Genomic DNA, 21,607 nt, shown 5'->3' with positions numbered 1-21,607 from the left:
GATAATGCACCGACGGCAATTTCTTGGGACGGCGGCAATCGGCGGGCTGGCAGCGGCCTTACCCGCCCCGGTGCTCGCGGCCGACACCGGAGCGCTCCCCAACCTTGCCGCCAAGGCGGTGCCGATCGGCAAGGTCGAGCGCATGGCGCGGATCGCCAAGGCCAAAGACCTGATGCGCGCGAACGATATCGGCGCGTTACTGATCGAGCCCGGATCGAGTCTCATCTATTTCACCGGGGTCGAATGGTGGCGCAGCGAGCGGCTGACCGCTGCGGTGCTGACGCGCGAAGGCGAGATCGCGATCGTCACGCCGTTCTTTGAAGAACCGTCGGTGCGCGAAAGCCTGGGCATCGAGGCAGAGGTGCTGACGTGGAACGAGGACGAGAACCCGCTGGCGGCGGTCGCCGCGTGGCTTGGCAAGCGCGGCCTTACGAAAGGCCGCATCGGCGTCGAGGAAACGGTGCGTTACTTCGCGGTCGACGGCCTCGAAAAGGCGATGCCGGGCGCGACCGTGGTCAATGGCGCGCCAGTGGTGCGCGGGTGCCGGATGCACAAGTCGCCCGCCGAAATCGCGCTGATGCAGGTCGCCGCCGATATCACTCTCGCCGCCTATCGCCACACAGCCCCGCAGATCGAGGTTGGGATGACCCCCGCAGATATCGGCGCGATCATGAAGCGTGCGACCGAGGCGCTCGGCGGCAAGAGCGAGTTCGAGCTGATCCTGCTGGGCGAGGCTAGCGCCTATCCGCACGGCAGCGGCAAGCCACAGGCGGTGCGCGCGGGCGAGGTCGTGCTGATGGACTGCGGCGCCACCGTCCACGGCTATCAATCCGACATTTCGCGCAGCTTCGTTTACGGCAAGGCCAGCGTGCGCCAGCGGCAGGTGTGGGACCAGATGCGCAAGGGGCAGGACGTCGCCTTCGCCGCGGCCAAGCTCGGCACGCCCGCGGGTGCGGTGGACGACGCGGTGCGCACCTATTATGCCGGTCTCGGCTGGGGCCCCGACTATAAGCTCCCCGGCACCTCGCACCGCACCGGCCACGGCATCGGCCTCGACGGCCACGAACCGGTGAATCTGGTGCGCGGCGAAACGACGAAGCTGGCGCCCGGCATGTGTTTCTCGAACGAACCGGGGATTTATATCCCGGGCGAGTTCGGCATCCGGCTCGAGGATTGCTTCTATATGACCGATAGCGGCCCGAAGTGGTTCAGCGAACCGCCGCCGTCGATCGATCAGCCATTCGGTTAGTCGGGGGTCTTCGGCCGCTGCACCAAACTCACCAATACGAACGAGATGATCATCAGCAGATACCAGCTGCCGAGCTTTTCGACCCCGACCATATGCCAGCCGTCGTCCTGGCTGGGATAGGTCCACGCCCGCGCGAACGTCCCGATATTCTCGGCCAACCAGATGAACAGCGCGACGAGCCCCCAGCCGATCAGCAGCGGCATGCGGCGGTGGACGTGGAGCGGGCGGAACCACACCTGGCAGCGCCAGAACAGCAGCGCGGTTGCCGCGAACAACGGCCAGCGGATATCGGGCAGCCAGTGGTGCGCGAAGAAATTGATATAGATCGCCGCCGCCAGCGCATAGGTCGCCCAGATCGGTGGATAGCCCGAATAACGAAAATCGAAGATGCGCCAGACGCGCGCGATATAGCTGCCCACCGCGGCGTACATGAAGCCCGAAAACAGCGGCACCGCGCCGATGTGGAGCAGACTCGCCTCGGGATATTGCCACGACCCCGCGGCGGTCTTGAACAATTCCATCACCGTGCCGACGATGTGAAAGATCAGGATGACGAGCGCTTCCTTGGGCGTCTCGAGCCGGAACGCGAGCATGCCGAGCTGGATCAGCACCGCGCCGATCGTGATCGCATCATAGCGATGCAGCGGCGCGTTATCGGGCCAGAACAGATGCGTGCCAAGCAGCAGCGTCAGCATCAGGCCGCCGAACAGACACGCCCAACCTTGCTTGAACCCGAAGACGAGGAATTCGAGGAACCAGCCGCGCGGCCCCGGCACGATCGCCATCGCCTCCAGCCGTGCGCGGACCGCGTGAAAGCGGCTTTGGCCGCCCACCGCGTCCGGCCGCGGTTCAGACATGCACGGCGACGTAGGCGATCAGCAGCGCGGCGGGCATCAGCAACAGCTGCGCGAGGATGGTGCCGGCCAGACGGCTCAGCGAGATCAGCATGATCGCGCGGCGGAACTCGCCTTCGCCGACTTTGCCCTCGACCGCGTCGTCGGTCATCACCGACAGCTGCGGGTCGATGAAGGCGAACAGCAGGATCGTCGCAAAGCCGTTGATCAGCGCCGACAACTGCGATGCGGTGACGCGAAATTCGGGCGCCAGATAGCCGGCATAGAGCGAGGCGACGACCCCGACCGCGAGCAGCGATTGTGCCAGGCAATTGGCGATCAGTACGCCCCAGCTGATCCCCTTCGGCATATGCCAGCCGCGCAGATGCGCGAAGCTCGGGAAGCTCAGCGAGCGGCGCAGGGTGCGCAGCCCGCTGGGGCTCATCGCCTTCACCGCCAGCTTTGTCGTCGACCGGTTGGTCTGATACCAATCGATCGCGGCGGCAAACATGCGCTGCCCGGTGGGGACCAGCAGGATGCCGACCAAGGTCGCGACGCTCGCCGCAGCGAGTACGAACTGCATGTCGATGAACAGCGACGCGCCGCTGCCGTCGTGGATGCGCGTCTCGATCCGTTTGGCGAGGAAGGGGCCGAGGAAGCTGTTCGAGGTGCGCGAGAACAGCACGAGGATGTTGAACAGCGCGAACGACATCGCGATCCGCCGCGTGCGGACCCCGGCGATGCGCGCGGCATAAGCCAGCGCCCCGATCAGGTTGATGAAGCCGGTAAGCAGCAGGATGGTGACGAGGGGGAGGTCGATCATCTTCGCGCCCCTACACCCCGCCCACGCTGCGTCAATGCTTTCGCGTCAGCTCGCGCATCGCATCGTCCAGTCCGGCGAGGCTGAGCGGGTACATGCGGTCGTTCATCAGCTGTTTGATCAGCTTGACCGACTGGGTGTAGCCCCAATGCGCCTCGGGTACCGGGTTCAGCCACACCGCGGCGGGATAGACTTTGGTGATCCGGCCGAGCCACACCGCACCCGATTCCTCGTTGAAATGTTCGACGCTGCCGCCCGGGTGGGTGATTTCATACGCGCTCATCGACGCGTCGCCGACAAAGATCACCTTATAGTCATGGCCATATTTGTGGAGGATGTCCCACATCTGGTGGCGTTCGGACCAGCGGCGCTTGTTGTCCTTCCACACCCCTTCATAGGGGCAATTGTGGAAATAGAAGAACTCGAGGTTCTTGAATTCGGTCGTCGCCGCGCTGAACAATTCTTCGCACAGCTTTATGAACGGGTCCATCGATCCGCCGACGTCGAGGAAGAGCAGCAGCTTGACCGCATTGCGCCGTTCGGGACGCATCTTGATGTCGAGCCAGCCTTGGCGGGCCGTCCCATCGATGGTGCCCGGAATGTCGAGTTCATCCGCCGCACCCTCACGCGCGAATTTGCGCAGGCGGCGCAGCGCGACCTTGATGTTGCGGGTGCCGAGCTCCTTGGTGTTGTCGAGATTGGCGAATTCGCGCTTTTCCCAGACTTTCAGCGCGCGCTTGTGCTTGCTTTCGCCGCCGATGCGGACGCCCTCGGGATTATAGCCCGAATTCCCGAAGGGCGAGGTGCCGCCGGTGCCGATCCACTTGCTGCCGCCCTCGTGGCGCTTCTGCTGTTCCTCGAGCCGCTCTTTCAGCGTCTCCATGATCTTGTCCCAGTCGCCGAGCGACTCGATCGCCGCCATTTCCTCCGGCGTCAGGAATTTCTCGGCGACTGCCTTCAACCAGTCGGCGGGGACGTCGACCGGGTTCTGCCCGTAGTCCGAGATGATGCCCTTGAAGACCTTGTTGAACACTTGGTCGAAGCGGTCGAGCAGGCCTTCATCCTTCACGTAGATCGCGCGGCTGAGGTAATAGAATTGCTCGGGGCTGCGGTCGATTACCTCGCGGTCGAGCGCTTCCAGCAGCATCAGATGCTCTTTCAGGCTGGCGGGAATGCCCGCGGCGCGAAGCTCGTCGAGAAAGCCGAAAAACATGGGGGACGGTTATCGCGTCCGGGTGCCTCGCGCAACTGCTTTACGTAAACGGAAAGAGCGGGGTGGCTGGTTTGCGGCCGCCTATTCTCCCGTTCACATCGAGCGAAGTCGAGATACCCCTCAGCGTGGCGCGAGGTCGATGGGTGTCTCGACTGCGCTCGACACGAACGGAAACGGGAGTGACGGGTAACGACCAGTTGCGGACACCCCCTTTATCGTCACCCCGGGCCTGCCTGCCTTGAAGAAAAAGGCGGGTCCCGGGTCAAGGCCCGGGATGACGGAGTGAGGATAAGCAACGTCCGCTTCCCAACCCATTCCGGCCATCTGCGAGGTCGGTCGGTCGTCTCACCCATTGACGCCCCGTTAACCATTATCCGGCATGACCCGTCGATGAAAATAAGGTGGGTGCGCGCATGAAATATGATCCGATCAATCCGGCAGGCCCGGTGCTCGACCAGTCGGTCGCCAGCGACTGCGGCGAACTGGCCGTGGGATGCAGCGAAGCGGCGGGGCGGATCAAGCGCGCGACCCGTCAGATGGACCGTCAGATCGACGAGCTCGGCCGACTCGAAGAATTTGTGGTGAGCCTGGAATCCGACCAGCGCCAGATCGCCGATTCGACCGACGAAGCGAAATTGCTTTCGGCGCGTGCGTGCGAACAGCTCGACAGCGGCGCCGAACGCGTCAACGCCGCGGTCACCGAATTTCGCTCGGTGATCGACCTCGTCGCGCGGCTCGGTACGCACGTGACCAATTTCGCCGCGGTGATGGAACAAGTGCAGCAGGTCAGCCAGTCGATCGAACAGATCGCCAAGACGACCAACATGCTGGCGCTCAACGCCGCGATCGAGGCCGAGCGCGCCGGTGACGCCGGGCGCACATTCGCCGTCGTCGCCGCCGAAGTGAAAAAGCTGGCGCAGAACACCCGCGGCGCCACCGATGAGATCCGCCGCAGTATCGGCAGCTTGGCGGCCGAAGCGGGCGGGCTTGTCACCGAAATTCAGACTGGGGTCGAACAGTCGAGCCGTGCCGAGGCGCAGTTCGAAACGATTACCGACGCGCTGCACGACGCGACGCATCTGGTGGCGCTGCTCGATGACCAGAGCGACCGGATCGCGCAGTCGAGTGCCATGGTCCATGCCAATGGCGCCAAGGTCCGCGAAGCGGTCGACCGCGTTGTCGGGTCGGTCCGCGACAATCGCTCGACACTGGAAGATACGCGCACGTCGATTTTGTCGATGGAGCATGTGTCGAACCGGATGTTCAATGCGGTGATTTCGGCGGGGGTCTCGCCGCAGGATTCGGCGGTCGTCGATCTGGCCGCCAAGGTTCGCGACAAATTCGTCGCGCTGGCCGAACGGGCGATCGCGAACGGTGAGCTGACGACGGAGCAGCTGTTCGACACCAATTATGTCCGCGTCGCGGGGTCTAACCCCGAACGCTTCCGCACCACATTGTGTGACTGGGCCGACGCCCATTGGCGGCCGCTGTTCGACGATATTGTCGGCAATCATCCCGAAGTGAAGATGTCGTCGGCGGGTGACATGAACGGCTTTCTGCCGACCCACATCACCGAATGTTCGCGCGCCCCGACGGGCGATGTCGCGCACGACACCGCTTATTGCCGCAACGGCCGCATCCTGTTCGACGAGACCGACAAGGCCGCCAAGCGGAGCAACGCCCCCTTCTTCATGGCGGTCTATCGCCAGGAAGGCGACGGCACCAATTATGTCACGGTGCGCAACGTCTATACGCCGGTGGTGATCAACGGGCGGCGTTGGGGCGACGTCGAGGTCGCGTACCAGCTATAGGTAGAGCAGCCCTATCGTCTCCGTTCGTGTCGAGCGAAGTCGAGACACCCATCGAGAGAGCGCCACACCGAGTGGCATCTCGACTTCGCTCGATGCGAACGGGAATTGGGGATACCGGTTGGCCCGAACTCAGCTGCCCTGGCGGCGCGCCATGAACGCCAGCTTTTCGAACAGCATCACATCCTGTTCGTTCTTGAGCAGCGCGCCGTGGAGTGGCGGGATCGCCTTGCCGACGTCGCGGTTCTGGAGGACTTCGAGCGGCATATCCTCGTTCAGCAGCAGTTTCAGCCAGTCGATGAGTTCGCTGGTCGACGGCTTTTTCTTCAAGCCCGGTACGTCGCGGACTTCGTAAAAGATGTCCATCGCGCGGCTAACCAGCGTCTTCTGGATCCCCGGGAAATGGACGTCGACGATCGCGTGCATCGTGTCGCGGTCGGGGAATTTGATATAATGGAAGAAACAGCGGCGCAGGAACGCGTCGGGCAGTTCCTTTTCATTGTTGGATGTGATGACGACGATCGGGCGTTCGACCGCGGTCACCGTCTCGTCGGTCTCGTACACATGGAACGCCATGCGATCGAGTTCCTGAAGCAGATCGTTCGGAAATTCGATGTCGGCCTTGTCGATCTCGTCGATCAGCAGCACGGGCAGCTTGGGCGAGGTAAACGCCTCCCACAATTTGCCCTTGCGAATATAATTGCGGATGTCGTGGACACGCTCTTCGCCGAGCTGTCCGTCGCGCAGCCGCGCGACCGCGTCATATTCGTAGAGGCCTTGCTGGGCTTTCGTCGTCGATTTGATATTCCAGGTGATCAGCGGCGCATCGAACGCCTTGGCGATCTCCTCGGCCAGCACGGTCTTGCCGGTGCCGGGTTCGCCCTTCACCAGCAGCGGGCGACGCAGCAGCGTTGCGGCATTGACCGCGACCTTCAGGTCGTCGGTGGCGATATAGGCGCTGGTTCCATCGAAACGCATGGGCTCGTCTTTCCCTTAACGTGAACGTCAATCAAGGGCGGGCATAGCGAGGGGATGGAGAGCGTGCAAGCTTGTCTCCCCTCCCGCAAGCGGGGAGGGGCAGCGAGACCTGCAAACTTGTCTGCTAGTCGCAGCGGGGTGGGTAGTCGTAGCTTTCCGGCCCACCCCCGACCCCTCCCGCTTGCGGGAGGGGAGAAGATTTACGGATGCGCCCGGCTGGCCGCGCGCACCGCCATCAGATCCCACAACCCGCTGTGCTGTGTTATCAGTTGCTGCGCGCCAAAGATCATCGCGCGTTCGACGGCGGGGCTGTCGGCGACAGTGCCGGCGAGCCTTGCGGTGTCGCGCAGGTCGGGCAGAGCGCAGGTCGGGGGGGTCATGTCGAGCCGCTGGGCGCTGATGTCGAGCAGGACGCGGATCGTCCGCCAGTCGAGCGTCAGCGCGATCGCCGCGCCGACGGCACAGCCGTGGCGATCCGATTCGGCGAGCATGTCGATCGCCTTGCGCTGTGCGGCGACCGCGGCCTCGCATTGCGCCTGACCCTGGGTGCTGGGCACCGGGCCGACCGCCGAGGCAATTTTCGTCAGAAAGGCGCGTTCCTGGACAAAGGCGTCGGCGGCCTCGTCCATCCACTGGCGCGATGCCGGATCGACCGCCTTGCGCGCGGCATTGTCGATGACCCCGGGATGGCGGCCGTGGAGCAGGCAGAGAAAATGGACAGCGTCGGCCAAGTTGCGCATCGCGTCGGGTCCGCTCGACAGCGCGCCGGCGCGGACGTGGGGATGCGCCCCGGTGCCGCCGCTGGCGACCAGCGAATCGAGCATCTCGGCGACGCCGCGCGGCTGCAGCAGGGGCTGGGTCGACTGGCTCAACGCTTGTTCCTCGCCTGTGGCGCGGGCCGCGAGGGCCAGGCCGGTGGAATATCAACCGAGTCATAAAGCCACGTCGTAAACGTCGCGTTTATAGACGGCGGTTGATTTGTACCGGTGCTGTTTCAGTCAGGGACAATTAAAGGGACCGGCCAGCCCCGGGGGAAGCGTGCCGGTCCCATCGGTGATGTCCGTTTGGACACCACCAGCGCGGAATGGCCGAACCCTTGAGAGGGATGGTCGGCCGCTACCGCTTAAGCTGCGAGGGCGAGTTCCTCGATTTTTTCGGCCGGCCGGTCCGTCGGTTCGACGGCGGTCAACAGGGGTTGACCAGCACCGGCGGGTTTGGCGGGGAACAGCAGGCGCGAGGCCAGCACGACGAGGCCGAGCCCAAAATAGCCGACAAAGGTCTCGACCGGGAAGAAGAACAGCGGCGCAACAAAGGCGAGGCGCAGCCACAGCGGGTTAAAGCCGAAATCCTGGCCCACGGCCTCGCAGATACCGAAGAAGGTGTCGCGACGCTGGAAGAGATTGGTGGTTGCGTTGTCCATTTTTTCGTCTTTCGTTGTGGCTGCGATCACGGCCTCGCGCCGATGCCATATGCATCGCAAAGGCCGTGCCAATTTCAGCAGTCCCCGAATTTCCGGGCTTTTTGGGGCCGGTTGCGCTGAACTGCCCGCTCTTGACCGTGAATCCATTCCCATCGCTTGGGAATGATTGCCATTTGATGGGCAGCGCCTGAACCCGTGATGAAGCGCGCCGTATCGCGTGACGACGGCTATCTGGCGTTGAAATGTGAAGATTTAAAGAGGATCGGGCAAAATATTTGTGCGGTGCAGCATTGGGCGGCTCTGCGTCAGAGCAGCGCTCTACGCGTCATTCACGCATGACGCCGGGACGACGGTCAGGAAGCGATCATTTTAGGACATTCTTCTCCCCTCCCGCAGGCGTGAGGGGTCGGGGGTGGGCAGCGACGTCGCGATGGCCCACCCCGCTGCGACTAGGGAGCAAGTCCCAAGTCTCGCTGCCCCTCCCGCTTGCGGGAGGGGACAAGCGAACGTCCGCTCACCACCCCAAAGCCGACATAAAAAGGAGCGGCCCGTTGCCGGACCGCCCCTGATTTCTTTCAACCCCGAACGCTTACTGGTCGAGGAAGCTGCGCATCTTGCGGCTGCGCGATGGGTGCTTCAGCTTGCGGAGCGCCTTCGCCTCGATCTGGCGAATACGTTCGCGCGTCACGCTGAACTGCTGGCCGACTTCCTCCAGCGTGTGATCGGTGTTCATCCCGATGCCGAAGCGCATGCGCAGCACACGTTCTTCACGCGGCGTCAGCGACGCCAGGACACGCGTAACCGTTTCCTTGAGGTTCGACTGCACCGCGGCATCGACCGGGATGACGGCATTCTTGTCCTCGATGAAATCGCCGAGGTGGCTGTCTTCCTCGTCGCCGATCGGCGTTTCGAGGGAGATCGGCTCCTTGGCGATCTTCATCACCTTGCGGACCTTTTCGAGCGGCATCGACAGACGCTCGGCCATTTCCTCGGGGGTCGGCTCGCGGCCGCTTTCGTGGAGGAACTGGCGGCTGCAACGCACCAGCTTGTTGATCGTCTCGATCATATGGACCGGGATACGGATCGTTCTTGCCTGATCTGCAATGCTGCGGGTGATCGCCTGACGGATCCACCAGGTCGCATAGGTGCTGAACTTGTAACCGCGGCGATACTCGAACTTGTCGACCGCCTTCATCAGGCCGATATTGCCTTCCTGAATGAGGTCGAGGAATTGCAGGCCGCGGTTCGTATATTTCTTGGCGATCGAGATCACGAGCCGCAGATTCGCCTCGACCATTTCCTTCTTGGCAATCCGTGCTTCGCGCTCGCCCTTCTGGACCATGTTCACGACGCGGCGGAATTCGGTCAGGCTCATGCCCGCGGCTTGCGCGATTTCCGAGATTTCGATGCGGATGCGATCGACCGCGCCGGCTTCGTTTTCGGCAAAAGCAACCCATTTCTTGTCGATCGCCTTGACGCTATCGATCCAGTTTTCTTCCAGCTCGCGCCCGACATAATTGTCGAGAAACGCCTTGCGCGGCACCTTGTGGCGCTCGGCCAGGCGCAGCATCTGGCCGCCCAGCGCGGTCAGGCGGCGGTTATAACTGTAAAGCTGATCGACCAGATATTCGATCTTGGTGTTGTGGAACTGCACGCCTTCGACCTGCGCGGTGAGGTCTTCACGCAGCTTGTGATATTTTTTTTCCGACGCCGCGGGAAATTCGCCAATGCCCGACAACGCCTCGAGCCGCGCATCCTGCAGTTTCGAAAACGCCTTGAAGCTTTTGGTGATGTTCGCGAACTTCTCGAGCGCATCGGGCTTGAGCAGCTCTTCCATCGCGGCGAGGCTGAGAGTGTTGTCTTCCTCATCCTCCTCAAAGGTTTCGCGCTTGCCTGACGAGCTTTCGCCGTCCTCGTCGTCCGAGCTTGCTTCGGGTTCTTCCTCGACCTCGTCCTCGTCCTTGAACGAGACGCCGGCCGTCTTCTCGCTGATCTCGCCGTTATCCTCGGCGCCCTCTTCCTCGAGATTCTCGGGCGCCGGGTCCTTCGACAACATCGCTTCCAGATCGACGATCTCGCGCAGTTGCATATCGCCGTTGTTCAGCGCGTTCGACCATTCGATGATCGCATTAAACGTCAACGGGCTTTCGCACAGCCCCAGGATCATCGTGTCGCGACCAGCCTCGATGCGCTTTGCGATCGCGATTTCGCCTTCGCGGCTGAGCAGCTCGACCGCGCCCATTTCGCGCAGGTACATGCGAACGGGATCGTCGGTGCGATCGACCGTTTCCTTCTTCTTTTCGATCGCGGGGTTCGAAACCGAACCGGTCCCGGCGCTGACATCGACTTCGTCGTCGGGTTCGGCGTCGGCCTCTTCCTGCACATCTTCGTCGCTTTCGACGATGTTGATGCCCATGTCGGAAATCGCCGACATGATGTCCTCGATCTGCTCGGACGACATCTCGTCCTGCGGCAAGGCAGCATTCAGCTCGTCATAGGTCAAATACCCGCGCTTCTTGCCGCGCGCGATCAGCTTTTTGACGTCGGCCTCGTTGAGGTCGATCAGCGGGCCGTCGGTATCGGCTTCGGTTTCGGCTGCGGTGTTCTTGGTGGCCATATATGTTCCTGCCTTGGGGGCAATCAGTGGGTCAGCCTGGGCTGCTGTCGGACAGCGCGGCCAGGCGGCGGGTCAATTCCTCGTCCATCGCGCGCAGCTTTTGCTGCCGCGCATGGCCTTCGTCGTCCATCGAGCGCATGTAATCCGCGGTGGCTTCGGCAAGCCGGGTGCGAATTTCAGGCTGGGTCACCAGCACGCCGATATATTCATCCAGGTCGCGAAGCGCCGTTTCCCGCGCTGCATCAACCTCTTCGCCGTCAAGCCTGCGATTGAACGAGAAGTGCATTCCGTCGGCTCTGAGCAATGTCATCGCCCTATTATACACTTTCATTGGCTCCAATATGGCAAGCAACCCCTCGCAATCAAGCCCTTCCTGTGCACCCGCGCTGTCAAGCATTGCGCCAAGCAGTTCGGCGTCGCTGGAATCGGTGACCGCGAGCCGCGTCAGCGCCTCCTCATTACGCCGCAGCGCTTCGGGAAAACGCAGCAATCCGCCGATCAACGCCGCTGCATAGTGGCCGCCAATGCCGATCTGGCCGATCGACCGCGCTTCGTCGACCGGAGGCTGGAGCCGCGGGTCAGGACCGAAACGGCGATTGCCGCTTCCTCGCGGCGGGTTCGGTGTCCACGGCTGGCGCTGCGCGCGCTCCGGCTGCTTGCGCGCGAACAACGTGTCGAGCCGTTCGCGGAACGCCTCGCGATAATGGTGGCGCACGTCGGGGTCCTGAATTTCATCGGCATGGCCGAGCAGCCGAGTCTTGAGCGCGGCGCGTTCCTCGGGGGTCGCGAGCGGCCCTGCTGCGACCTCATGCGCCCACAGGCGTTCGACGAGCGGCTGCGCCTCGTCGAGCAAGGCGGTGAAGCCTTCGGCGCCGCGGGCGCGGACGATATCGTCGGGATCCTGTCCCGGGGGCAGAACCGCAAATGCGAGACTGAAACCTGGTCGCAGCAACGGCAGCGCGCGCATCGCGGCGCGCATCGCCGCTTTCTGTCCCGCCGCGTCGCCGTCGAAGCAGAGCACCGGCACCGGCACCATCCGCCAGATCAGCCCAAGCTGCGCCTCCGTCAGCGCGGTGCCGAGCGGCGCGACCGCGTCGGCGATCCCCGCCTCGGCCAGCGCGATGACGTCCATATAGCCTTCGACGACGATGATCCGGTTCGTCTGCCGCGACGTCGGGCTGGCTTTGTCGAGATTGTAGAGAACGCGGCCCTTGTCGAAGAGCGGCGTGTCGGGCGAATTCAGATATTTGGGCTCGCCATCGCCCAAAATGCGCCCGCCGAACGCGATCACCCGCCCGCGCGCGTCGCGGATCGGGATCATCAACCGGCCACGGAAGCGGTCGTAAGGCTCCTTGCCCTCGACTTCGATCAGCATCCCCGATTCGACCAGCATCGCGCTCGGGAATTTCTTGAGCGCTTCCTTGAGCGCGCTGCGGCTATCGGGGGCAAGGCCGAAGCCGAACGCCCGCCGCGTCGGGTCGGATATGCCGCGCTTCGCCAAATAGTCGCGCGCCGGCGCGCCGTTGCTGCTGTCGAGTTGCTGGGTGAACCAGTCGGCCGCACCCTGCACCACATCGCGCAGACTCGCCGCCTCCTCGGCCTTTTTCGCGGCGCGCGGGTCGGCGGCGGGAACCTCCATCCCGGCCTCGGCGGCTAGCTCCTTGACCGCATCCATGAACGACAGCCCGCGCTGGTCGGTCATCCAGCGGATCGCATCGCCATGCGCGCTGCACCCGAAGCAGTGGTAGAAGCCCTTTTCGTCGTTGATCGTGAAGCTGGGCGTCTTTTCATTGTGGAAGGGGCAGCAGGCCTTATATTCGCGGCCGGCGCGGGTGACCTTCACCGTGCGACCGATCAGGGTCGATAGCGTGACGCGCGCGCGCAGTTCGTCCAGCCATTGCGGGGTGAGGGTCATGAGCGGGCCATGCCCACCCCTGACCCCTCCCGCAAGCGGGAGAGGAGGCGGTCTGCGTGAGGTGTCACTTGTCCCCCTCCCGCTTGCGGGAGGGGTTAGGGGTGGGCAGAAGGGCAAGGCTGCGTTCGATCTCGAACACGACGCCGTCGATATTCGTCATGACATCGCTGTTCGTGAAGCGAAGAACCCGATAACCGTTTTCGGTAAGCCAAAGATCCCGGCGTTCGTCATAGGCCTGACGCATATCGTGCGAATATCCATCGAGTTCGACTATCAACTGCGCTTCCCGGCAAAGAAAGTCGGCGAAGTAAGGACCAGCCGGCATCTGTCGGCTGAATTTCCAGCCGCCGATTTTTCGTCCGGATAGACAGCGCCATAGTGTCCGCTCGGCGGGCGTTGCCGCGTTGCGCAACTCCTTGGCTCGCACTGTGTTGCGGGGCTGAAACTGTCCATCCATTGAATGGCGGTATGCCCACCCCCGACCCCTCCCGCAAGCGGGAGGGGAGAGGTAAGATTGCGGTCCAGTCCCCCTCCCGCTTGCGGGAGGGGTTAGGGGTGGGCGACGCCTTCGGTGGCCTTAGCTAAGCGCCGCCTTCACCCACCCGCTCGCCTTGCTCATATCGAGTTCGGAGCCGTGGCGTTCCTTTACCGCGGCCATGACCTTGCCCATGTCCTTCAGGCTGGCGGCGCCGAGTTCGGTGGCGATCGCCTTGATCGCGGCCATTGCGTCGTCGTCGGAAAGCTGTGCGGGCAGGAAATCTTCGATCACGACAACCTCGGCCGCCTCGATGTCGGCGAGCTCCTGACGGTTGCCCTGTTCGTACAGCGCGATCGACTCGCGGCGCTGTTTCACCATCTTCTGCAGCACGTCGGTGACCAGCACATCGTCGTCGGCCGGCGGGGTGCCGGTGCGCAGTTCGATGTCCTTGTCCTTGATCTTGGCCAGCATCAGCCGGATGGTGCCGAGCCGCGCCTTGTCGCCGGCTTTCATCGCGGTGACCTGCGCAGCCTTGATGTCGTCACGAATCATGCGTGTCCCCATGCGCTGCAAATTTCGGAAAGACCCTCTCTAGCGGGAAGATTCCGAATTCGATAGCTTGTGAATCACTTTTTTGCTGCCTAGTTGATCGGCCGTTTAGCCCCCCGTCCGGAGCATGTTGAATGGCACCTGCCAACCCCTCTGCCGCGCCTGCAAGCCAGCCCGATGGCGCCACCGGCGTCCTCGTTCTTGCCGATGGCACCGTCCTGTGGGGCGTCGGTTATGGCGCGGCCGGTGCGGGGGTGGGCGAGATTTGTTTCAACACCGCGATGACCGGCTATCAGGAAATCCTGACCGACCCCAGCTATGCGGGTCAGATCATCACCTTCACCTTTCCGCACATCGGCAATGTCGGCGCGAACCCCGACGATATGGAACGCGAAAAACGCGCCGCGATCGGTTGTGTCACGCGCGAGCTGCCGACGCTGCCCAGCAATTTCCGCAGCGTGCAGACTTTGCCCGAATGGATGGCGGCGCAGGGGCTGATCGGCCTCGCCGGCATCGACACGCGCGCGCTGACCCGCCGCATCCGCGACGGCGGCGCGCCGACCGGGGTGGTGGCGCATCATGCCGAGGGCAAGTTCGATCTCGATAAGCTGTTGATGCTGGCGCAGGGCTGGCCGGGGCTGGAAGGCATGGACCTGGCCAAGACCGTCACCCGCGAGCGGCAGGGTGCGTGGGATGCGGGGGTTTGGGCGCTTGGAAAGGGCTATGCCTCTTCCCCCCTCCCGCTTGCGGGAGGGGTCGGGGGTGGGCCGAATTCTGCGCCGACATCTGAGGACATGCCCACCCCTAACCCCTCCCGCGAGCGGGAGGGGGAAAAGAAGCCCCACGTCGTCGCCATCGACTACGGCGCCAAAGACAATATCTTCCGCAGCCTGGTCCACGCCGGTGCGCGCGTCACCGTGGTGCCCGCAAAGACCAGCCTTGAAGACATCGTCGCGCTGCGCCCCGCGGGGGTGTTCCTGTCGAACGGCCCCGGCGATCCGGCGGCGACGGGCGATTATGCGGTGCCGGTGATCAAGGGGCTGCTCGAACGCAATGTCCCGATCTTCGGCATCTGCCTTGGCCACCAGCTGCTCGCGCTCGCCGCGGGGGCGAGGACGGTGAAGATGCATCAGGGGCATCGCGGCGCGAACCATCCGGTGCAGCGTGTCGGTGGCGATTTCGGCGACGGCATCGTCGAGATCACCAGCATGAACCACGGCTTCGCGGTCGACGCCTCGACCCTGCCGGGCGGCGTGGTCGAGACGCACAAAAGCCTGTTCGACGGATCGAACTGCGGCATCGCGATCACGGGGAAGAATGCGTTCAGCGTGCAATATCACCCCGAGGCGAGCCCGGGGCCGCAGGACAGCTTCTATTTGTTCGAGAAGTTTGTGGGAAATCTAAGGTAAATGGCGCTTCAGCCCGATCCTCCCAATCTCAACGTGCTAAGAGACGATCTGCTTGTCGCGCTGGCGGCGCAGGGGTCTTCCAACACGAAGCCTTTAAGCCCGATTGCGGTACTTAGAGAAGCTCGGTCAGATGTGAACTGGGACGAGAACCCTCAGCTTGCTCGCGACGCGGGTTGGTTATTGATCCGTAATGAGCCGTCATTTGCTCGGTCTATCCGTGACAGTGATAAGCCGGCCATGATGCTTTTAGCACTAACTGCTGCCGGAAAAGCACGAGCGTCAGAAATTAGCGAGGCCCGCAAGCCGCTCACTTGGAAACAGCGTCTTAGCAAAATCCCCGTCGGCAAGGGGATTTGGGAAACCACAAAACTTCTTCTGGCTGCTGCCGCTGGCGCCGCTGCAAAATCATATTTCGGATAAAAAAATGCCCAAAAGAACCGACATCCAATCCATCCTCGTCATCGGCGCTGGCCCGATCGTTATCGGTCAGGCGTGCGAGTTCGACTATTCGGGGACGCAGGCGATCAAGGCGCTGAAGGAGGAGGGCTATCGCATCGTCCTCGTCAACTCCAACCCCGCGACGATCATGACCGATCCCGACCTGGCCGACGCCACTTATGTGGAGCCGATCACGCCCGAGATCGTTGCGAAGATCATCGCCAAGGAGGTTGCGCTGCATCCGGGCGGCTGGGCGGTGCTGCCGACCATGGGCGGGCAGACCGCGCTCAACACCGCGCTGGCGCTGTTCAACGACGGCACCTTGACCAAATATGGCGTCGAGATGATCGGCGCCGATGCCGAGGCGATCGACAAGGCCGAGGACCGGATCAAGTTCCGCGACGCGATGACCAAGATCGGGCTCGAAAGCGCGCGCTCAGGCATCGCGCACACGCTCGACGAGGCGCTCGCGGTGCTCGAACGCACCGGCTTGCCATCGATCATTCGCCCGTCGTTCACGCTGGGCGGCACCGGCGGCGGCATCGCGTATAACCGCGAGGAGTTCGAGCATATCGTCCGCGGCGGCCTGATCGCCTCGCCGACCACCGAAGTCCTGATCGAGGAATCGCTCCTCGGCTGGAAAGAATATGAGATGGAGGTGGTGCGCGACCGCAAGGACAATTGCATCATCATCTGTTCGATCGAAAATGTCGATCCGATGGGCGTGCACACGGGCGACAGCATCACCGTCGCCCCGGCGCTGACGCTGACCGACAAGGAATATCAGATCATGCGCAACGCGAGCATCGCGTGCCTGCGCGAGATCGGGGTCGAGACCGGCGGGTCGAACGTCCAGTTCGCGGTGAATCCCAAGGACGGCCGCCTGATCGTGATCGAGATGAACCCGCGCGTGTCGCGCTCGTCGGCGCTGGCGTCAAAGGCGACGGGCTTCCCGATCGCGAAGGTCGCGGCGAAGCTGGCGGTCGGCTATACGCTCGACGAGATCATGAACGACATCACCGGGGTCACCCCGGCGTCGTTCGAACCGACGATCGATTATGTCGTCACCAAGATCCCGCGCTTCGCCTTCGAGAAATTCAAGGGCGCCGAGGCGGTGCTGTCGACCGCGATGAAATCGGTCGGCGAGGTGATGGCGATCGGGCGGACGATCCACGAATCTTTGCAAAAGGCGCTGCGCGGGCTGGAAACCGGCCTGTCGGGCTTCAACTTCGTCGATCGCTTGAAAGGCGCGACCCACGACCAGCTGCGCAGCGAGCTGGCCAAGGCGACCCCCGACCGGTTGCTCAACGCCGCGCAAGCGATCCGCGAGGGGCTACCGCTCAGCGAAATCAACCGCATCGCGGGTTACGACATGTGGTTCCTCGAACGCATCGAGGAAATCGTCGAGGCCGAGAAGCAAGTGTGCCGCGACGGTCTGCCGCGCGATGCCGAGGGACTGCGCAAGCTGAAAGCCATGGGCTTTTCGGACAAGCGGCTCGCCTATCTCGCGCTGCAATCGGCGAACCTGCAACCGGGCACGCGCCGTGCGACGGCCAGCGGCCGCGGGCTGATCCACGAAGCGGTCAAGGCGATGACCGGCGGCGTGACCGAGATGGAAGTGCGCCAGCTCCGCCACAAGCTCGGCGTCCGCCCGGTGTTCAAGACCATCGACACCTGCGCCGCCGAATTCGCGGCGCAGACCCCCTATCTCTATTCGACCTACGAAGCCCCAACCTTTGGCGAACCCGAATGCGAGGCGAACCCGAGCGACCGGAAAAAGATCGTCATCCTCGGCGGCGGTCCGAACCGGATCGGGCAGGGGATCGAGTTCGACTATTGCTGCTGTCACGCCTGCTTCGCGCTCGAAGAGGCGGGCTATGAGACGATCATGATCAACTGCAATCCGGAAACGGTGAGCACCGATTATGATACCTCCGACCGCCTCTATTTCGAACCGCTGACCGCCGAGGATGTGCTCGAAATCCTGCACGTCGAGCAGCAGAACGGTACGCTCGTCGGCGTCATCGTCCAGTTCGGCGGCCAGACCCCGCTGAAGCTGGCGCAGGCGCTGTCCGACGCTGGCATCCCGATCCTCGGAACCTCGCCTGACGCGATCGACCTCGCCGAAGACCGCGAGCGCTTTGCGGCGCTGATCAACAAGCTCGGCCTCAAGCAGCCCGAAAACGGCATCGCGCGCAGCCGCGAAGAGGCGATCGCGGTCGCGACGCGCATCGGCTATCCGGTGCTGACCCGCCCGTCCTATGTGCTCGGTGGCCGCGCGATGGAAATCGTCGACGATCAGGCCCAGCTCGAAAATTATATCGAGACCGCGGTGCAGGTATCGGGCGACTCGCCGGTGCTGATCGACCGCTACCTGCGCGACGCGATCGAGGTCGATGTCGATGCGCTGTGCGACGGCACCGATGTCGTGGTCGCGGGGGTGCTCCAGCATATCGAGGAAGCCGGGGTCCATTCGGGCGACAGCGCCTGCTCGATCCCACCGTACAGCCTGTCCGCCGACATCATCGCCGAAATCGAGCGCCAGACCGAATTGCTTGCGCGCGCGCTCGAAGTCCGCGGGCTGATGAACATCCAGTTCGCGGTCAAGGGCGACGACGTCTATCTGATCGAGGTCAACCCGCGCGCCAGCCGCACCGTGCCGTTCGTCGCCAAGGCCGTCGGCTCGCCGATCGCCAAGATCGCGGCGCGGGTGATGGCGGGCGAAAAGCTCGCCGACCTGCCCAAGATCAACCGCGACATCAAACATGTCGCGGTGAAGGAGGCGGTGTTCCCCTTTGCGCGCTTCCCCGGCACCGATCCGGTGCTGTCGCCGGAAATGAAATCCACCGGCGAAGTCATGGGAATCGACAGCAATTTCAACCTGGCGTTCGCCAAGGCCCAGCTGGGGGCCGGCGACCGCCTGCCGACCGATGGCCGAGTCTTCGTGTCGGTCAAGGACAGCGACAAGCCGCGGGTTCTCGACTCGGTTCGCCGCCTGACCGGCTGGGGATGGAAAGTGATCGCCACCGGCGGCACCGCCGATTATCTGACCGGCGAGGGGATCGCGGTCGAGCGCGTCAACAAGGTCGCCGAGGGCCGGCCGCATATCGTCGACCGGATCAAGGACGGCGATGTGCAACTGATCTTCAACACCACCGAGGGGTGGCAGAGCCTGCAGGATTCGCAATCGATCCGGGCCTCGGCGCTCGCCGCCGATGTCGCTTATTACACGACCGCGGCAGGCAGCGATGCCGCGACCCACGCGATCGGGGCGCTGCGCGCGCACTCTCTTGAAGTAAAGCCGCTTCAAGACTATTATTGAACCAACACCGCCCCCCGACATTGACGGAAAAGCGGCGCAGCCGCCCGGCGAAACTTCGCTGGCGGAGAGTTATTGACGAAGGAAGACGAAGAATGGCGAGCGTAGAAAAAGTGCCGATGCTGCAAGAAGGCTATGAAAAGCTGAATGCACAACTGGCGGATTTCAAGGCTGAACGCCCGATCATCGTCGAGGCGATCGAGGTCGCGCGGGCGCACGGCGACCTGAGCGAAAACGCCGAATATCATGCGGCCAAGGAACGCCAGGGGCAGGTCGAGGCGTCGATCGGCGACCTGGAAGACAAGCTGTCGCGCGCGCAGATCATCGACCCGACGACGCTGTCGGGCGATCGCATCGTCTTTGGCGCGACTGTGTCGCTGCTCGACGAAGACGAAAAGCCGGTGAAATATCAGATCGTCGGCCTGGCCGAAGCCGACGCCCGCGTCGGGCGGATCAGCTATAACAGCCCGCTCGGCCGCGCGCTGATCGGTCGCCGGGTCAAGGACGAGATCGAAGTCACCGTGCCTGCCGGCGACAAATATTATGTGGTGAAGAAAATCGAATTCATCTGATGGATTGTTGACGATGAAGCCGCAGGAAGCGCCGCTGGTCACGGGCTATGCGCTCGTCTGCGTTATCGTCTTTGTCCTATTGTGGATTACCGGGTTCCAGGTCGATGCGATCATTCGCGCGGGGTTTATTCCCGCGCGGTTCGGGTCGGAACTCATCGTCCCGCCGGGGACGATGACGCCGTTCTTTCTCACCCCGCTAACCTCGGCATTTCTGCATGGCGGGGTGCTGCACATCGTCTTTAACATCGTTGTGCTGCTCTTCATCGGCCGTCAGCTGGAGGCGCCGCTCGGGTCAAAGGCGATGGCGGTGCTGCTGCTCGCGGGGGCTTATGGCGGCGCGTTCGCCCAGTTTCTGGCCGATCCGCAGTCGGCGGTCCCGATGATCGGCGCCAGCGGCGCGATCTCGGCAGTCATCGCGGTTTTCGCGCTCATTTTCAGCCGCTCACAGGCGCCAGCCATTGGCCCCATTCCCAGCCATTGGGTGCGCGCGCTGTGGCTGGCCGCGGCGTGGATCGGCGTGCAGTTGCTGATCGGCCTGGCCGGCGGCGGCGGGTTTGGCGCGATCGCGATCTGGGCGCATGTCGGTGGCTTTCTGGCCGGACTGCTGCTGGCAAGGCCGTTGCTGCGTTGGCGGTTCGGGGCGCGGTAGCCTCGATCTATAGAATCCGTTCGCATCGAGCGAAGTCGAGATGCCCGCCGGAGTGGCGCAAGGCCGATGGGTGTCTCGACTTCGCTCGACGCGAACGGAATTAGAGGGCTTCCAGCAACCCGCCCGCCAGCAACATCGCGACCCGCACATCAATCCCGCATCCCTCGGCACGTTTCGCCGCGACGAAATCGGCGATGCTGTTCAGCGGCACGCGGTGGACGATGATGTCCTCGCCGCCGACCCCGCCGCCGTCGCTGACCTTGGTCAAACCAGTCGCAACGAGCAGGGTGAAGCTTTCGCTGACCATCCCGGGCGAGCTGTAAAACTCGCCCACCGTGCGCCAATGCGCGGCGCGATAGCCGGTTTCCTCTTCAAGTTCGCGTTCGGCGGCGATTTCGGGCGCTTCGCCCGCCGCCTCGTCGCCGACAAGACCCGCAGGCAGTTCGAGGCACTGGATCTTCATTGGCACGCGATATTGTTCGACCAGGATGACGTGGCGACCGTCCGCGGCGTCGTCGATTGCCAGGATCACCGCGGCATGGATGCCGCGCGACCGCGAGACATATTCCCACGTTCCTTGCTGCTTTACGGTGATGAAGCGGCCTTCCCAGCGCGTCTCGATCGGGGCTTCGGGGGCAGGGCGGGTCACGGGTGTTTCCTAAAGCTCGATCAGGCGGTCGGGGAGCTCGTTGGGATTCTCGCTGCCGCGCGGGAAATGCTCGGCCAGCACGACGCCCATCTGCTTGACCGCTTCCGCCATGCCTTCGCCGGGTCGGCCGGCACGCACCTGTTCGATCAGCGCCGCCATCGCGTCGCCCCAGACCTCCGGCGCGACTTTCGCCGCGATCGCTTCGTCGGCGACGATGTCGGCGCGGTGTTCGCGCAGGCTGAGGTAAAGCAGGATGCCGGTGCGGCCCATCGTCTTTGCCTCGGTGCCGACCTTGAACAGATCGATCGCCCGGGCGCGGACCCGCCCCGCCTTGATCGCGCGTGGAGTCAGCGCGAGCCGCAGCGGGCGCCAGAGCAGGATCAGCCAGACCCCGATCCATTTGAGCACGCCGATGGCGATGACCGTGCCCAGCCATTCATTCGCCGTGATCTCGTGCCCCCAACCGCCGGTTATCTGATCATAGAGGTTGCGGTAGAATTCGGGGAAGAGCGCGACCACCGACATCGCGATGAACGCGATGACGCTGGCCCAGACGAGCGCGACATCGTCATAATCGTTCGACTGTCCGGCGATGACCGTGACGATTTCGCCATTGGTGTGCTTTTCCGCCGCTGCGACCGCTGCTGTGACAATGTCGTGGTCGGCTTCGCTGACGTGACTGACTTTCATG

Annotated in this window: 19 protein-coding genes; 7 read left to right on the top strand and 12 right to left on the bottom strand. The window is 63.4% G+C overall.

Annotated elements, in window-relative coordinates:
• The first annotated feature begins 4 nt into the window (after positions 1–4).
• The gene (locus ACQY6T_RS03010; protein ID WP_428628259.1) at positions 5–1,249 is read left to right on the top strand and encodes a M24 family metallopeptidase; all 1,245 of its coding nucleotides are present in this window, start codon (positions 5–7) and stop codon (positions 1,247–1,249) included.
• On the opposite strand, the gene ACQY6T_RS03005 is transcribed toward ACQY6T_RS03010, so the two are convergent.
• From ACQY6T_RS03005 to ACQY6T_RS02995, 3 genes are read right to left on the bottom strand one after another with little or no spacing between them, the layout of a single operon-like run.
• Positions 1,246–2,106 carry a DUF817 domain-containing protein gene (locus ACQY6T_RS03005; protein WP_428628257.1) on the bottom strand — a complete coding sequence of 287 codons (861 nt, stop codon included), beginning with the start codon at positions 2,104–2,106 and terminating at the stop codon, positions 1,246–1,248. The two genes, ACQY6T_RS03010 and ACQY6T_RS03005, sit on opposite strands and share 4 nt — an antisense overlap.
• Positions 2,099–2,905 carry a lipid II flippase Amj family protein gene (locus tag ACQY6T_RS03000; protein WP_428628254.1) on the bottom strand — a complete coding sequence of 269 codons (807 nt, stop codon included), beginning with the start codon at positions 2,903–2,905 and terminating at the stop codon, positions 2,099–2,101. Before ACQY6T_RS03000 ends, ACQY6T_RS03005 begins: the two co-directional genes overlap by 8 nt.
• Before the next feature lie 31 nt (positions 2,906–2,936).
• A complete protein-coding gene (locus tag ACQY6T_RS02995) occupies positions 2,937–4,115 on the bottom strand; it encodes a vWA domain-containing protein (protein ID WP_428628252.1) in 1,179 nt (392 codons plus the stop codon).
• A 413-nt stretch (positions 4,116–4,528) separates the two neighbouring features.
• On the opposite strand from ACQY6T_RS02995, the gene ACQY6T_RS02990 reads away from it, so the two are divergent.
• Positions 4,529–5,926 (top strand): methyl-accepting chemotaxis protein, encoded by a 1,398-nt coding sequence (locus ACQY6T_RS02990; protein ID WP_428628249.1) that lies wholly within the window; start codon positions 4,529–4,531, stop codon positions 5,924–5,926.
• Positions 5,927–6,055: 129 nt separating this feature from the next.
• Here ACQY6T_RS02990 and ACQY6T_RS02985 read toward each other — a convergent pair whose 3' ends face one another.
• The 7 genes from ACQY6T_RS02985 to ACQY6T_RS02955 all read right to left on the bottom strand — a co-directional run bounded on the left by ACQY6T_RS02985 (position 6,056) and on the right by ACQY6T_RS02955 (position 13,883).
• Positions 6,056–6,901, bottom strand: a complete 846-nt coding sequence (locus tag ACQY6T_RS02985; protein ID WP_428628246.1) for an AAA family ATPase — start codon at positions 6,899–6,901, stop codon at positions 6,056–6,058.
• 200 nt (positions 6,902–7,101) lie between these two features.
• On the bottom strand, positions 7,102–7,773 hold the full coding sequence (locus ACQY6T_RS02980) for a DUF6975 family protein (RefSeq protein WP_428628244.1): 672 nt from the start codon (positions 7,771–7,773) through the stop codon (positions 7,102–7,104).
• A 251-nt stretch (positions 7,774–8,024) separates the two neighbouring features.
• Positions 8,025–8,351: a PspC domain-containing protein gene (locus tag ACQY6T_RS02975; protein ID WP_428628242.1), complete on the bottom strand. Its 327-nt coding sequence runs from the start codon at positions 8,349–8,351 to the stop codon at positions 8,025–8,027.
• A gap of 559 nt (positions 8,352–8,910) precedes the next feature.
• Entirely contained in the window at positions 8,911–10,938 is a 2,028-nt protein-coding gene (gene rpoD, locus ACQY6T_RS02970) for an RNA polymerase sigma factor RpoD (protein WP_428628239.1), read from the bottom strand.
• 31 nt (positions 10,939–10,969) lie between these two features.
• Positions 10,970–12,853, bottom strand: a complete 1,884-nt coding sequence (gene dnaG, locus ACQY6T_RS02965; RefSeq protein ID WP_428628238.1) for a DNA primase — start codon at positions 12,851–12,853, stop codon at positions 10,970–10,972.
• A 64-nt stretch (positions 12,854–12,917) separates the two neighbouring features.
• Entirely contained in the window at positions 12,918–13,310 is a 393-nt protein-coding gene (locus ACQY6T_RS02960; RefSeq protein ID WP_428628236.1) for an endonuclease domain-containing protein, read from the bottom strand.
• A gap of 120 nt (positions 13,311–13,430) precedes the next feature.
• Positions 13,431–13,883, bottom strand: a complete 453-nt coding sequence (locus ACQY6T_RS02955; RefSeq protein ID WP_428628234.1) for a GatB/YqeY domain-containing protein — start codon at positions 13,881–13,883, stop codon at positions 13,431–13,433.
• Positions 13,884–14,014: 131 nt separating this feature from the next.
• On the opposite strand from ACQY6T_RS02955, the gene carA reads away from it, so the two are divergent.
• The 5 genes from carA to ACQY6T_RS02930 all read left to right on the top strand — a co-directional run bounded on the left by carA (position 14,015) and on the right by ACQY6T_RS02930 (position 20,267).
• The gene (carA, locus tag ACQY6T_RS02950) at positions 14,015–15,289 is read left to right on the top strand and encodes a glutamine-hydrolyzing carbamoyl-phosphate synthase small subunit (protein WP_428628232.1); all 1,275 of its coding nucleotides are present in this window, start codon (positions 14,015–14,017) and stop codon (positions 15,287–15,289) included.
• Entirely contained in the window at positions 15,290–15,709 is a 420-nt protein-coding gene (locus tag ACQY6T_RS02945; RefSeq protein WP_428628231.1) for a hypothetical protein, read from the top strand. It abuts the gene before it with no gap.
• 4 nt (positions 15,710–15,713) lie between these two features.
• Entirely contained in the window at positions 15,714–19,049 is a 3,336-nt protein-coding gene (carB, locus tag ACQY6T_RS02940) for a carbamoyl-phosphate synthase large subunit (protein ID WP_428628228.1), read from the top strand.
• Between the two features lie 92 nt (positions 19,050–19,141).
• Positions 19,142–19,618 carry a transcription elongation factor GreA gene (gene greA / locus ACQY6T_RS02935; RefSeq protein WP_428628227.1) on the top strand — a complete coding sequence of 159 codons (477 nt, stop codon included), beginning with the start codon at positions 19,142–19,144 and terminating at the stop codon, positions 19,616–19,618.
• A gap of 13 nt (positions 19,619–19,631) precedes the next feature.
• Positions 19,632–20,267, top strand: coding sequence for a rhomboid family intramembrane serine protease (locus tag ACQY6T_RS02930; protein WP_428628224.1), 636 nt, complete (start codon positions 19,632–19,634; stop codon positions 20,265–20,267).
• A gap of 100 nt (positions 20,268–20,367) precedes the next feature.
• On the opposite strand, the gene ACQY6T_RS02925 is transcribed toward ACQY6T_RS02930, so the two are convergent.
• Positions 20,368–20,916 carry an NUDIX hydrolase gene (locus tag ACQY6T_RS02925; protein WP_428628222.1) on the bottom strand — a complete coding sequence of 183 codons (549 nt, stop codon included), beginning with the start codon at positions 20,914–20,916 and terminating at the stop codon, positions 20,368–20,370.
• A gap of 9 nt (positions 20,917–20,925) precedes the next feature.
• Positions 20,926–21,606, bottom strand: coding sequence for a TPM domain-containing protein (locus ACQY6T_RS02920; RefSeq protein ID WP_428628220.1), 681 nt, complete (start codon positions 21,604–21,606; stop codon positions 20,926–20,928).
• Position 21,607 lies beyond the last annotated feature (1 nt).

The sequence above is a fragment of the Sphingopyxis sp. genome, from assembly GCF_965279725.1.
In the GTDB taxonomy this organism is placed as follows: domain Bacteria; phylum Pseudomonadota; class Alphaproteobacteria; order Sphingomonadales; family Sphingomonadaceae; genus Sphingopyxis.
The sequence above is the reverse complement of the archived record's forward strand: the minus strand, read 5'-3'. Positions and strand labels throughout refer to the sequence as shown.

Bases quoted from the DNA above. Each gene is read 5' to 3' on its own strand.
- ACQY6T_RS03010 (WP_428628259.1), top strand. From the start codon at position 5: ATGCACCGACGGCAATTTCTTGGGACGGCGGCAATCGGCGGGCTGGCA.
- ACQY6T_RS03005 (WP_428628257.1), bottom strand. From the start codon at position 2,106: ATGTCTGAACCGCGGCCGGACGCGGTGGGCGGCCAAAGCCGCTTTCAC.
- ACQY6T_RS03000 (WP_428628254.1), bottom strand. From the start codon at position 2,905: ATGATCGACCTCCCCCTCGTCACCATCCTGCTGCTTACCGGCTTCATC.
- ACQY6T_RS02995 (WP_428628252.1), bottom strand. From the start codon at position 4,115: ATGTTTTTCGGCTTTCTCGACGAGCTTCGCGCCGCGGGCATTCCCGCC.
- ACQY6T_RS02990 (WP_428628249.1), top strand. From the start codon at position 4,529: ATGAAATATGATCCGATCAATCCGGCAGGCCCGGTGCTCGACCAGTCG.
- ACQY6T_RS02985 (WP_428628246.1), bottom strand. From the start codon at position 6,901: ATGCGTTTCGATGGAACCAGCGCCTATATCGCCACCGACGACCTGAAG.
- rpoD (WP_428628239.1), bottom strand. From the start codon at position 10,938: ATGGCCACCAAGAACACCGCAGCCGAAACCGAAGCCGATACCGACGGC.
- dnaG (WP_428628238.1), bottom strand. From the start codon at position 12,853: ATGACCCTCACCCCGCAATGGCTGGACGAACTGCGCGCGCGCGTCACG.
- ACQY6T_RS02960 (WP_428628236.1), bottom strand. From the start codon at position 13,310: ATGGATGGACAGTTTCAGCCCCGCAACACAGTGCGAGCCAAGGAGTTG.
- ACQY6T_RS02955 (WP_428628234.1), bottom strand. From the start codon at position 13,883: ATGATTCGTGACGACATCAAGGCTGCGCAGGTCACCGCGATGAAAGCC.
- carA (WP_428628232.1), top strand. From the start codon at position 14,015: ATGGCACCTGCCAACCCCTCTGCCGCGCCTGCAAGCCAGCCCGATGGC.
- ACQY6T_RS02945 (WP_428628231.1), top strand. From the start codon at position 15,290: ATGGCGCTTCAGCCCGATCCTCCCAATCTCAACGTGCTAAGAGACGAT.
- carB (WP_428628228.1), top strand. From the start codon at position 15,714: ATGCCCAAAAGAACCGACATCCAATCCATCCTCGTCATCGGCGCTGGC.
- greA (WP_428628227.1), top strand. From the start codon at position 19,142: ATGGCGAGCGTAGAAAAAGTGCCGATGCTGCAAGAAGGCTATGAAAAG.
- ACQY6T_RS02930 (WP_428628224.1), top strand. From the start codon at position 19,632: ATGAAGCCGCAGGAAGCGCCGCTGGTCACGGGCTATGCGCTCGTCTGC.
- ACQY6T_RS02920 (WP_428628220.1), bottom strand. From the start codon at position 21,606: ATGAAAGTCAGTCACGTCAGCGAAGCCGACCACGACATTGTCACAGCA.